The organism is Acinetobacter sp. 24-47-67 (genome assembly GCF_056779735.1).
The window spans coordinates 108,547-120,857 of record NZ_JBWYIK010000006.1 but is presented as its reverse complement, the minus strand read 5'-3'; the positions used below and the strand labels follow the sequence as shown (position 1 = coordinate 120,857).

The 12,311-nt window shown below is 39.6% G+C and carries 10 protein-coding genes; 7 read left to right on the top strand and 3 right to left on the bottom strand.

Translation table 11 applies throughout. The annotated features are described in order from the left end of the window. Positions 1-27 precede the first annotated feature (27 nt). Entirely contained in the window at positions 28-1,074 is a 1,047-nt protein-coding gene (locus AC1M9K_RS09260; RefSeq protein ID WP_035269793.1) for a rod shape-determining protein, read from the bottom strand. Between the two features lie 133 nt (positions 1,075-1,207). On the opposite strand from AC1M9K_RS09260, the gene gatC reads away from it, so the two are divergent. Genes gatC through gatB form a run of 3 tightly spaced genes read left to right on the top strand, consistent with a single transcriptional unit; the run spans position 1,208 to position 4,521 of the window. Further along, a complete protein-coding gene (gatC, locus tag AC1M9K_RS09255) occupies positions 1,208-1,522 on the top strand; it encodes an Asp-tRNA(Asn)/Glu-tRNA(Gln) amidotransferase subunit GatC (protein ID WP_035269791.1) in 315 nt (104 codons plus the stop codon). A 45-nt stretch (positions 1,523-1,567) separates the two neighbouring features. Further along, positions 1,568-3,046: an Asp-tRNA(Asn)/Glu-tRNA(Gln) amidotransferase subunit GatA gene (gene gatA / locus AC1M9K_RS09250; protein WP_481589104.1), complete on the top strand. Its 1,479-nt coding sequence runs from the start codon at positions 1,568-1,570 to the stop codon at positions 3,044-3,046. After that, complete coding sequence (gatB, locus tag AC1M9K_RS09245) at positions 3,046-4,521, top strand: Asp-tRNA(Asn)/Glu-tRNA(Gln) amidotransferase subunit GatB (RefSeq protein ID WP_481589103.1); 1,476 nt, start codon at positions 3,046-3,048, stop codon at positions 4,519-4,521. The genes gatA and gatB overlap by 1 nt, the downstream gene beginning before the upstream one ends. A 50-nt stretch (positions 4,522-4,571) precedes the next feature. Here the strand turns inward: gatB and AC1M9K_RS09240 are convergent, their stop codons facing one another. Continuing rightward, on the bottom strand, positions 4,572-6,011 hold the full coding sequence (locus AC1M9K_RS09240; RefSeq protein WP_481589102.1) for a DUF2971 domain-containing protein: 1,440 nt from the start codon (positions 6,009-6,011) through the stop codon (positions 4,572-4,574). A gap of 662 nt (positions 6,012-6,673) precedes the next feature. Here AC1M9K_RS09240 and AC1M9K_RS09235 point away from each other — a divergent pair. After that, complete coding sequence (locus AC1M9K_RS09235; protein ID WP_481589101.1) at positions 6,674-7,573, top strand: NADP-dependent oxidoreductase; 900 nt, start codon at positions 6,674-6,676, stop codon at positions 7,571-7,573. A 137-nt stretch (positions 7,574-7,710) separates the two neighbouring features. On the opposite strand, the gene AC1M9K_RS09230 is transcribed toward AC1M9K_RS09235, so the two are convergent. Next, the gene (locus AC1M9K_RS09230) at positions 7,711-8,196 is read right to left on the bottom strand and encodes a hypothetical protein (RefSeq protein ID WP_481589100.1); all 486 of its coding nucleotides are present in this window, start codon (positions 8,194-8,196) and stop codon (positions 7,711-7,713) included. 307 nt (positions 8,197-8,503) lie between these two features. On the opposite strand from AC1M9K_RS09230, the gene salA reads away from it, so the two are divergent. The 3 genes from salA (at position 8,504) to AC1M9K_RS09215 (ending at position 12,248) form a co-directional block, all read left to right on the top strand. Beyond that, complete coding sequence (gene salA, locus AC1M9K_RS09225; RefSeq protein ID WP_481589099.1) at positions 8,504-9,811, top strand: salicylate 1-monooxygenase; 1,308 nt, start codon at positions 8,504-8,506, stop codon at positions 9,809-9,811. Between the two features lie 58 nt (positions 9,812-9,869). Continuing rightward, entirely contained in the window at positions 9,870-11,234 is a 1,365-nt protein-coding gene (locus AC1M9K_RS09220) for an MFS transporter (RefSeq protein ID WP_051586596.1), read from the top strand. A gap of 123 nt (positions 11,235-11,357) precedes the next feature. After that, positions 11,358-12,248 carry a LysR family transcriptional regulator gene (locus AC1M9K_RS09215; RefSeq protein ID WP_228143106.1) on the top strand — a complete coding sequence of 297 codons (891 nt, stop codon included), beginning with the start codon at positions 11,358-11,360 and terminating at the stop codon, positions 12,246-12,248. Positions 12,249-12,311 lie beyond the last annotated feature (63 nt).

Sequence of the window (12,311 nt, the reverse complement as noted above, 5' to 3'; positions counted from 1 at the left end):
CTCGTCCTTAAATTAAATTACAGAAAATTAACCAACAAACAGCATGTCATGGTTCGGGTTGTCAAAGAGTTCTAAGACTTTACCACCACCACGTGTTACGCAAGAAAGCGGATCTTCAGCAACTACTACTGGCAAACCTGTTTCTTGTGACAATAACTTGTCTAAGTTACGTAATAGCGCACCACCACCAGTCAATACAATACCGCGCTCCGCGATATCTGATGACAACTCAGGAGGTGTTTGTTCAAGCGCAGATTTCACTGCAGAGACAATGCTTTGCAATGGATCAGTGATTGCTTGAGTAATTTCATCAGAAGTCACCGTAATTGCGCGCGGAACACCTTCCGCCAAGTTACGACCTCGAACTTCGATTTCTAGCACTTTGCCATCTTCATCTGGAAGTGCCATACCCACTTCTTTTTTGATGGTTTCAGCCGTTGTTTCACCAATGACGCAACCGTGTGCTTTACGAACATAATGAATAATTTGTTCGTCAAATACATCACCACCAATGCGTAATGAGTCTGCATAGACACAACCTTGCAATGAAATGATTGCAATTTCAGTTGTACCACCACCCACGTCTACGACCATCGAACCACATGCTTGCTCAACTGGCATGCCTGCACCAATCGCTGCTGCCATTGGCTCTTCGATTAAACGTACATCACGTGCACCTGCATTGAATACAGCCTCACGAATCGCACGACGCTCAACCAAAGTTGATTTACATGGCACACACACCACAACACGCGGCGCTGGTGGGAAAAGACGCTTTTCATGCACTTTACCAATAAATTGGTTTAACATGGTCTCAGTGACTTCGAAATCCGCAATCACGCCATCTTTCATTGGACGAATTGCAGAAATATTCGCAGGGGTACGACCAAGCATTTGCTTAGCATCCAAGCCAACAGCGGCAACTATTTTTTGTGAACCACTGTGACGAATTGCCACAACAGTCGGTTCATTTAATATAATGCCCCGTCCTGGCGCATAAATTAGTGTATTAGCGGTGCCTAAATCTATGGCTAGATCTGGCGAAAACAAGCCAATTAGTCGTTTTAGAATCACGGGTCGTTCTCAGTTCAACGTTATATAGACGTAAGATGGCAACTTTAACTAAATGTGATGCTTTGGACAAGTCAATCGCTTATTATAACGCATGATATTTTGAATATTTTTATTACTGATTAGGTGAGACAGCATGTCAGCATCAGATGCTCAGCAATCTGCAGATTTAAATGCACAAACCGTTTCAAGCATTGCACACTTAGCACGCTTGTCTTTGGATGACACTCAATCTGCTGAATATGCTCAAAGTTTGAATAAAATTTTAGGAATGATGGAAACCTTGAAAGGCATTGATACCGAAGGTGTTGAGCCATTAAAGAGCCCATTTGACCATCCGCAGCCATTACGTGAAGACGCTGTGTCTGAACAAAACCATCGTGATGACTATCAAGCCGTTGCACCAGCTGTGCAAGACGGTTTGTATCTTGTTCCACGTGTAATTGAATAATTGTTCAGTTTTGCCCTATTTAAATTTTAGTTAAGAATTTTTCTCATGACAGATTTACATCGCTTATCGGTTCGTGAACTTATCGATGGTTTAGCAACCGCTAAATTCTCTTCACGTGAATTGACGCAACATTATTTAAACCGTATTGAAAAAATTGATGCGCAAGTCAAATCTTATGTCACTGTGACTGCTGAACAAGCATTGGCTCAAGCTGATGCAGCTGATGCAGCGATCAAAGCAGGAACAGCGATCGCTTTGACGGGTTTACCTATTGCACATAAAGATATTTTCTGTACGCAAGGCATTAAAACCACGGCTGGTTCTAAAATGCTAGACAACTTTATCTCTCCGTACGACGCAACCGTTGTAGCGAAAGGTAAAGCTGCGGGCCTAGTGACTTTAGGTAAAGTGAACATGGACGAATTTGCCATGGGTTCTACATCAGAATCATCTTACTTCGGTGCAACGGCGAACCCTTGGGCTTTAGATCGTGTCCCAGGCGGGTCATCAGGTGGTTCTGCTGCGGCTGTAGCAGCTGACCTTGCACCGTTTGCGACTGGTACAGATACAGGTGGTTCAATCCGTCAACCTGCATCGTTCTGTGGCCTTACAGGCTTAAAACCAACCTATGGTCGTGTATCACGTTTCGGTATGATTGCCTATGCATCATCACTTGACCAAGGCGGTCCAATGGCGCGTTCGGCAGAAGACTGTGCTTACCTCATGAACGTGATGGCAGGACATGACGCAAAAGATTCAACCTCTGTACAAAAAGATGCTGATGACTACGTTGCAAACTTGAACGGCACGTCTGTAAAAGGTTTACGCATTGGTATTCCAAAACAGTACTTTAATGTTGAAGGTTTAGCTGCTGACGTTAAAGCACGTGTTGAAGAATCTCTAAAAAAATTGGAAGAGATGGGCGCAACGCTTGTTGAAATTGACCTCAACATGACTGAGGCATATGTTCCAACCTATTACCTGATTGCCCCTGCTGAAGCATCTTCTAACTTGTCACGTTTTGACGGCGTACGTTATGGCTACCGCTGTGAAGATCCAAAAGACATCATGGACTTGTACAAACGTTCTCGTTCTGAAGGTTTTGGTGCTGAAGTTCAACGCCGTATCTTGATTGGCACTTATGCGCTGTCTGCAGGTTATTACGATGCGTACTATGTCAAAGCACAAAAAGTACGTCGTTTAATCCAACAAGATTTCTTAAAAGCATTCGAGTCTGTTGACGTGATTGCTGCGCCTTCTGCGCCGACAACGGCGTATAAGATTGGTGCAAACCTTTCTCCAGTTGAAATGTACTTGGGCGATATCTATACCATCGCGGTCAACCTTGCAGGTCTTCCTGCGATTAACGCGCCTGTTGGTTTTGATCAAAATAATTTACCTGTTGGCTTACAGTTGATTGGTAACTACTGGTCAGAATCTCAATTGTTGTCTGTGGTGCACCAATACCAACAAGCAACTGATTGGCACACCAAACGCGCTGCAATTGCTGAGGAGAATGCATAATGGCGAAGAACAATGCAAAACCTAAGTCAAATTTGATTGATGGTTGGGAAGTCGTTATTGGTATTGAGATTCACACTCAACTTGCGACTAAATCTAAAATCTTCTCAGGTTCTTCAACTGAATTTGGTCAAGCCCCAAATACACAAGCGAGCCTTGTTGATTTGGCAATGCCGGGCGTACTGCCTGTATTGAACAAAGAAGTGGTTGATCTTGCCATTCGCTTTGGTTTGGGTATCGATGCTTACATCGACCAAGCGTCAGTATTTGCACGTAAAAACTACTTCTACCCTGACTCTCCAAAAGGCTACCAAATCAGCCAAATGGACAACCCAATTGTGGGCTTGGGTCATATCGACATCCAACTTGAAGATGGCACAGTTAAACGCATTGGCGTAACCCGTGCGCACCTTGAGGAAGATGCAGGTAAATCGATCCATGACCAATTTGAAGGGATGTCAGGTATCGACTTAAACCGTGCAGGTACGCCGCTTTTAGAAATCGTATCTGAACCAGATATGCGTTCGGTTGAAGAAGCTGTTGCCTACATTAAAGCGATTCACACCCTTGTGCGTTGGTTAGGCATTTCTGACGGCAACATGGCAGAAGGTTCGTTCCGTGCCGACTGTAACGTGTCTTTACGTCGTCCGGGTCAGCCGTTTGGTACACGTTGTGAGCTTAAAAACCTCAACTCATTCCGTTTCATTGAACAAGCGATCAATGTTGAAATTGAACGTCAAATGGAAATCTTGGAATGGGATGGCACCATCGACCAAGAAACTCGTTTGTTCGACCCTGTGAAAATGGAAACGCGTTCAATGCGTTCTAAAGAAGAAGCGAACGATTACCGCTACTTCCCTGACCCAGACTTGTTGCCTGTGATCATTGCAGATGAGCAAATCGAAGCGATTAAAGCGGCTATGCCTGAGCTTCCTGCTGCACGTCGTGCGCGTTTTGTGGCGGACTTTGGTGTAACTGAGTACGATGCGCACGTTCTTACGCTTACGCGTGAAATGTCAGAGTTTTATGAAGAAGTTGTTAAGGCTGCTGGCGGTGCTGCACAAGGTAAGATTGCTGCGAACTGGGTGATGGGTGAATTCTCAGGGGCGCTGAACAAAGCGGGCTTAGAGTTGGCTGACTCTCCTGTAACAGCAGAAAAACTTGGTGGCATGATTGCACGTATTGTGGACAACACGATTAACGGTAAGATTGCAAAACAAGTGTTCGGCTTTATGTGGGAAGAAGGCAAAACTGCGGACGAGATTATTACGGAAAAAGGCTTGAAACAGGAAACTGATACAGGCGCAATTGAAGCAATTATTAAGGAAGTACTTGCTGCCAATGAGAAAATGGTTGAAGAGTATAAATCTGGTAAAGAGAAAGCTTTCAACGGTCTTGTGGGTCAAGTGATGAAAGCAGCGAAAGGTAAAGCCAACCCTGCTCAAGTGAATGAATTGATGAAGCAATTAATTGGTTGATACTAATTAGTTTTGAAATGAAAAACCCGCTTTAGAGCGGGTTTTTTAGTTTAAATACGTAAAGGATTATCAGAGACGCAAATTTTTACTTCTTTCTTTTTCTTCTTTATCAAAGAAACTTTAAAATATGTTAAATATTTTGCGGAGGCTGGACCAATATATATATTAGCCAATGATGTTTTCAGGTCAGTTGGATATTCAATATATGTAAAAGTCTGTCCATCTGCATTCAACTCATTTTTTATATTTTTATCATTTAAATTAGTAACTTTTATAATTCTACATTCTTCTTCCTCCTTAAAAGCAGAATGTTTAAATAGATAATTAATCGGTTTCATAAAATCTTCAATTATATTCCAAACCTTCTCATTTCCAATATAGTAGGTTTTTTTCAAATCATTAATGACTACTTTTAAATAATTTAAATTATCCCTGATGTCTTTCTCGATTGGTTTAATAAAACTCATATACTCCAACCAATCACTTTCTATCTGTTCAGCATTTTTTTGCCCCTTAAATTCTTGAAAAAAAGAAAATTTAGAGCGTTTGGCGATTGAAATGTACTCTGATTTAGGGTCGAAATAGCAACATCTAAAAAGAGGTAATTTATTATTCTTACCAATATGCAAATCTAACTCTACTTCGTCATCATTAAAATAAAACCGATTCAATTTATCAAAAAAATTTTCATTAAGTACTAAACTAACACCTGTTCCATCCATACCTTTAGTTCTGCCATATAATCTAAATTGATTTAAATAGTTATGATTAAAAGTAAAACAAGATAGGAAGTTATGCTGATAAGCATATGTATCTACTTTTTGTAATGACAAAAATTCCTTCACTAAGGAGCCTTCTGTTGGATCATTCATAAACTCGGTAGAATTCATCCTGAAAAGTTTATCATCATTAATAATAAAGTTTGCCACATCCACTCTTGTATAGTGTGCAACTTTCCTTTCAAATTTATTAAACCTAACATTCAGACTTTTTAGTACGTTTAGAATGAGTAGTCTTGCTATACCCAATAAAAACAATGTCTCTATTTTTTTATAATTATGCTTAGTAATTTTATATTCGAAAAAATATTGTAGTCCCATAAAGTCTGCCATAAAGACATTTTCCACTATTTCTTTATATTTCTTAGAAAAAACTTTATCTTTAAATAACTCATTCTTATACATCCATAGTTGCAGTAAATTCTTAAATAAATTTGATTTAAATTCTTCTTGTATAAACTCTTCATTTAGAAATGGATCTACTGCCTCCTTACAAATTACAAAGAGATATTTGTAATATTCTAAAAAGAAATTCTTTTCGTCTTTTTCACTTTGATTATCTTTATCTACTTTAACTTCGTTTATTAAATAATTGCATGAAATTTGGTAAGTTTTTTCAATATCATTTAAATTAAAATCTTTCTTTCCTTTAATACTTTGAAAGTATGCAGAAAGTAATTGTTTTAAATTTTCTTTAAAAATATTTTCCATTAGATTAACAACAAAAAAATTTCAAACTTATAATAATAAAAATAAACGTAAAAAAACAATATTTTAATCACATAAAAATAATTAAATTATGCATTTTCTAACTCCACTTTTCACAACAACCTATTAATTAGGTAAGGATTTTTGTGTCATGAAATAGATAACCGTGATTATTATGCTTTATTAAAATAGAAATTGAGGTATAGGATATTTTTTAAATTTAAAATTTTAGTCATACAATCAACCAAATACTTCACACCAAAAACAATATGACCATCAAAAAAGTATCCTCTATTCCCAAACTCGAACACTTAGGACGTATTCAACTTTCAAAGTCTTTTTTTATGCGTGATTTCTAATACCCTCATCCCCTTGCGAAGCAATGCTTCTCATCCCAGTGGGAGAAAGAGCTTTCATTGCAATTCAAACTCTGTCATGTACTTAGTAATAGATGTTCCCTCTCCTGAGCAACATTTAAAGCATTGCTTTTAAATCGAAGCGCAAGTGATGAGAATCCTCAAAATATATTTTGAGTTCGCAAGGGAGAGGCATCTTTTAAAATAAAAAATCTAAACATCAGAAAACACTGTTCTATTTTTCGATCTTCATTTGCCTGCTTTCACTCTTCTATACTGATTTCATCATCAAGAAGAATGAAACAAATCATGAAATCAACAGTACTCAACGCCCAAAGCTACGGACAACCCGAAGTCCTTGAATTTACAGACTACACACTCCCACCATTAAACCCTGACATGGCACGCATCCAAGTCAAAGCCGCAGGGATTAACCCCATTGATGCACGTCGCATGACAGGTGAATTCAAACATGCAAAACTCCCACAAACCTTTGGAACTGAGTTTGCAGGGGTAATCGTAGACCTACCTGAAAACAGTGTATGGAAAGTCGGTGACGAAGTGTTGGGTTCTGGTGGAGCATTTACCCATGCTACAGTGATAGACGTGCCCCTCTCAAATTTAGTCGCAAAACCTAAAAATCTAGAATGGTCGATTGCAGGCTCGATTGCAGGAGCAGCTCAAACTGCCATGACCATTTTAGATGAAATTGGCCCAATGCAAAGCTTATTGGTACACGGTGGGTCAGGCGGTGTTGGTTCGATCACTATCCAATTGGCAGTGAGTCGTGGCATTACCGTCGTAGCAACGGCATCAGCAAAAAACCAAGACTATATCCGCAGTTTAGGGGCGATTCCTGTCGTGTACGGCGAAGGATTGATTGAGCGTCTGAAACAAGCCCATCCAGATCAATTTGATGCTTCAATTGATATGGCAGGTAACGAGGATGCCACTCAAGCCTCATTGGCAACAGTAAAAAATGGCGGATTTATGGGCACGATTGCAGGACGCAAACTGTCATCCGCTAAAATTCAAGCGGTCTGGGTTAAACGTAATGTTTCCAATTTAAAACATGTGGTCGAAGGCGTTGCAGATAATACCTTCAATTGGACAGTCAGTCGTGAATATCCTTTTACAGAAGCACAGCAAGCCTATCGAGACATTTTAGAGGGTCATACGCAAGGTAAAAGCGTACTGTTATTCAAATAATTTCTGTGTGTACAATGTGAAAAGGCAGGATATCATCCTGCCTTTTCTCTAGTTTGAATTATGATGTTGAGTAACGCCACCCTACATTCATCAATCGATAACTTATTTATTTAATTACCATTTATTAGAATAAGAGATTAACGAGTGATCCCAAGCTTGTTCCAAATATCTGGGGTGAGGAATGTTGTCACCAATTTATTTAAATCAATATAACGCACCACCCCTTTCAGCTGATTATTCACTTCAGGATTTTTAATGATTTCCTCCCCTGCACTACGACCCAATGCTTGGAAACTTTCACCAACAGCTTGAATACCCTCAGCTTGAATCACCGCTTTAGTCTGTGTTGAACATTGCTCTACGATCACACGTTGCAAGACTTGCGCTAACTTTTGATCCAATGCAGTACGTTGCTCAGCACTGACATTACTAAAGCCTTTTAAATCAGGATGAGTAGACAGTGCTGAATATGTCCACTGTAGTACTGTCGTTTTATCAGCAGCGGTCGTCGACTTGACCAAACAATCACTCAATTGATCTACAGCTGCTCCCGCATTCGAAAATGTCGATACGCCCATGATCAAAGCCGATGCACACAGTGTACGTAAAGCAGTTTTATTCATTTTTAATGTCATCACTTAAACTCAATTTTCATCGTTGTCATTATGTTTTTGTTGTATCACATCCTGAACGCATTTCCCTACAGATACACTGTAAAACAAGTAAGCACATGAAAATTTAGGTAGTAAATTTGCTAAATCATGCACATGAATGTTCATATATTGACAATAAAGCTTCAAAACCAGTGGGAATAGATGTCAAATTCAAACTATCAATTTTTTAAATAGTTTTCACCAAAATATATAAATTGGATAAGTAGTTAAAAATCAGTAATGATCTTATTCAGGGCAAAAAACTCGGAATTGAATCATGGAAAGAAGAATTAAGATTGCGCTCATTGGTGGTGGTATTGCTGGATTAGCTTTAATGACCAACTTAGTAAAAAATAAAAAATTTGATGTGCATTTATATGAGTCAGCAGCACAATTTTCAGAAATTGGTGCAGGCATTTCATTTGGTGCCAATGCTGTTAAAGCAATTGAGCTTCTAGGCTTGGGTGAAGAATATCACGCCATTGCGGATACAGTTGCTGCACCTTATCAAGATATCTGGTTCCAATGGCGTAATGGCTATACCGATGAATACCTATCAGCTTCGATCGCACCTCAAGTCGGTCAATCTTCTGTGCATCGTGCTGATTTTCTTGATGCACTTATTCCATTCGTTCCTTCACAAAATGCACATTTCAATAAACGTGTACTATCTGTTGAAGCTTCAAGCGCTGGTGTTCATTTAACTTTCCAAGATGGTGAAGTGGTTGAAGCAGATTACGTGATTGGTTGTGATGGTATCCATTCTGTTGTGCGTGATCATGTATTGGCATCGCATCAACTTCCAAAAGTCGATCCTCAATTTTCAGGAACATGGGCTTATCGCGGCATTATCAAATATTTAGATTTTAAACAGGTCATTGCAGAACTTGGACACGATCCTGAACTTGCAGATGTCCCACAAATGTTATTGGGTAAAGACAAACACATCTTAACTTTCCCTATTCGTAAAGGTGAAGAAATCAATATTGTTGCCTTTAAGTCAGATCGCAAGAATACAACTCTGCCAGAAGGGACTCCTTGGACACGACCAACAACCAATACTGAAATGCTGGCTGATTTTGCGGATTGGAGTGAGAGCTGTCGCGCATTACTGAACTTAATTGAAAAACCTACCATCTGGGCGCTTCATGAGATTGAGCCACTTAAGACCTATCAAAACAGCGAACACAATGTCATTTTGATTGGTGATGCAGCACATGCCATGTTGCCACACCAAGGAGCTGGTGCTGGTCAGGGTCTTGAAGATGCTTTAATTCTTTCTGCATTATTCAAACATCTGGAACATCACTCAGCGCAAATCTGCACTGAAGACCTTGCACAACTCTCTCATGTCTATGAGCAACTGCGCAAAGAGCGTGCCATCCGTGTACAAAACACGTCAAGAGAATCTGGTGAGATTTACGAATTATATTCACCCCTGTATCCAGACTTTGACAGTGTAGGTCAACATTTGGCACACCGTTTTGATTGGTTATGGCAACACGATTTAGAGAAAGACGTTGAACTTGCACAACAACGCTTAGGCCAAGCAATCGAGAAAAATCTTGTGGCTGAAGCCATATAAATAAGCAAAAACACTAACAGGACTGTTATCAACCGATTCATTGACCAGGGAGGTCTCCATGAATACGTTAAATGCAAATGAAATTATTGATCATGCCAAACTCAAAGCCATTCACTGGCGAGTCATCTTACTCAGCGCATTGATTATTATTTTTGATGGCTATGACTTAGTCATCTACGGTGTGGCATTGCCTAAACTCATGCAAGAATGGGCAATCGATCCAATGACGGCGGGCTTCTTAGGAAGTCTTGCCCTCTTTGGCATGATGTTTGGAGCCATCATTTTTGGCAGTATGAGTGACAAACTTGAAAAATATGGCTTTAGCCGTAAGAAACTGATTGCAGTTTGTATTGTCATTTTTAGTGGTTTTACCGTGATGTGTGGCCTAGCGAGCAATCCTCAAGAGTTCGGGATCTATCGCTTTATTGCTGGCTTAGGTCTTGGTGGCGTGATGCCGAACGTTATTACACTAATGACGGAGTATGCGCCTAAACGTTTACGCTCCACCTTAGTGTCATTGATGTTTAGTGGTTACGCTGTAGGCGGAATGTGCTCTGCCATTTTAGGCATGTGGCTAGTACCGCAATTTGGCTGGAAAATCATGTTTATGATTGCAGGTATTCCACTCATTCTATTGCCAATCATTTGGAAGTTATTGCCTGAATCCATCGATTACTTGGTTCGTCAAAATAAGCATAAAGAAGCTGCTCACATCTTAGAACAAATTGACACAAATCTAAGAATTCCTGCTGATATGCGCATTAGTCTGCATCAAGAAAACCAAGAATCGTCTAAATCACCAGTGAAAGACTTATTTACTGAAAGTCGTGGAGTAACCACTGTTCTATTCTGGGCAAGTGTCTTTATGGCATTGGTATTGGTATACGCGCTTGGTAACTGGTTACCTAAACTGATGATGGAAGCTGGCTACAACCTCTCAACCAGTTTAGTGTTCCTATTTGCGCTCAATATTGGTGGTATGCTGGGTGCAATTTTTGGTGGTTTTTTTGCTGATAAATTCAGTTTACCTAAAGTTCTTTGCACCTTGTTTGTGAGCGGCGCAATTTCCCTATTCTTGTTAAGCTATAACTTACCAACCATGGTGCTTTACTTCTGTGTAGCAGTCGCAGGTGCAGCATCGATTGGCGGACAAATTTTATTGTTGGCTTATATGTCACAATATTATTCATCTAACATACGTGCGACAGGTCTAGGTATGGCACTTGGCGTAGGTCGTTTAGGCGCAATTTTGGGTCCAATCTTATGTGGATGGTTACTTAGCCTTAATTTGCCAGTGCAATATAATTTCATTGCCTTATCTATCCCTTGTATGATTGCAGTGATCAGTGTGACTGCGATCCATCTGCGCAATAAAAAAATTGCAGGCGCAGCAAACGGCGTTAAAAACGTGGCTTATGAGTAGATGATTCATCAACAACATGTAAGTCATTAAAAATAAAAGAGAGAGTTAACTCTCTCTTTTTTTGTTACAGTGGTTATTCGATATAGCGACTGTCTCTAAATATTTACAAGGAATGTAAAGTTGATCGATTTAAGTCTGATTAAAGTTTTTATTATTATTTATCAAACTCAAAATATCAGTCACGCCGCAGAGCGTTTGAATCTCAGTCAACCTTCCGTCACCTATAATTTAAATCGACTGCGGAAAATGCTGAATGATCAGCTTTTTGTACGTGACAAGTTTGGTGTTAAACCCACTAAGCTTGCACAAAGTCTTTATCCAAGTTTTTACGAAGCGATTGTTAAAATTGATATGGCGATTGATTCTGCCAAGCATTTTGACCCGTTAACCTCTTCAAAAGTATTTCGTTTAGGCATTTCTGATTTAGGAGAAATTTGTTTACTTCCCTCGCTGATTGAATATTTAGAACAACATGCGCCCAATATCAAACTTGAAATTGAGGAAATTCACTCAGAAAAAGTAGAGGAATGGCTGGTTGAAGGCTTTTTGGATGTGGCTGTTTTTAATAGCAGTCACACCATTATGCCCAAAATTGAATCTCGAAATTTGTTTGAGGAACGTTATGTCTGTATCGCTAAAAAAGAGCATCCGCGCATACAGCAAAAGCTCAGCATGGAAGCGTATTTATCGGAAAAACATGTTGCGATCAAATCGAGTACTGGTCATATTGAAATTGATCAGCGTTTAAAAGAACTTGGTCATTCTCGTCAGATCATGCTTGAAGTCCCACATTTCAGTGTTTTGCAGAACGTGGTAAAACACTCAGAACTTCTGGTTACTTTGCCTTCGAGAGCCGCGAAGGTTTATCAGCAGCATACGGATATCCAAATTTTTGAACTCCCTTTTGAAGTTCGCCCATTCAATGTCAGTGTTAACTGGTATAACCATAAGGATGACTTAGACGCACGTAAGTGGTTTTGTAAGATTCTAAAAAATATTTTCAGCACGCTCTAAGTTCTCACTCAGACATAAAAAAGGCTCGTATATACGAGCCTTTTTTTAATAATTTAAATCCAT

What these genes read in the sequence shown, in the direction of transcription:
- gatC (WP_035269791.1), top strand. Translation starts at nt 1,208, where the DNA reads ATGTCAGCATCAGATGCTCAGCAATCTGCAGATTTAAATGCACAAACC.
- gatA (WP_481589104.1), top strand. Translation starts at nt 1,568, where the DNA reads ATGACAGATTTACATCGCTTATCGGTTCGTGAACTTATCGATGGTTTA.
- gatB (WP_481589103.1), top strand. Translation starts at nt 3,046, where the DNA reads ATGGCGAAGAACAATGCAAAACCTAAGTCAAATTTGATTGATGGTTGG.
- AC1M9K_RS09240 (WP_481589102.1), bottom strand. Translation starts at nt 6,011, where the DNA reads ATGGAAAATATTTTTAAAGAAAATTTAAAACAATTACTTTCTGCATAC.
- AC1M9K_RS09235 (WP_481589101.1), top strand. Translation starts at nt 6,674, where the DNA reads ATGAAATCAACAGTACTCAACGCCCAAAGCTACGGACAACCCGAAGTC.
- AC1M9K_RS09230 (WP_481589100.1), bottom strand. Translation starts at nt 8,196, where the DNA reads ATGAATAAAACTGCTTTACGTACACTGTGTGCATCGGCTTTGATCATG.
- salA (WP_481589099.1), top strand. Translation starts at nt 8,504, where the DNA reads ATGGAAAGAAGAATTAAGATTGCGCTCATTGGTGGTGGTATTGCTGGA.
- AC1M9K_RS09220 (WP_051586596.1), top strand. Translation starts at nt 9,870, where the DNA reads ATGAATACGTTAAATGCAAATGAAATTATTGATCATGCCAAACTCAAA.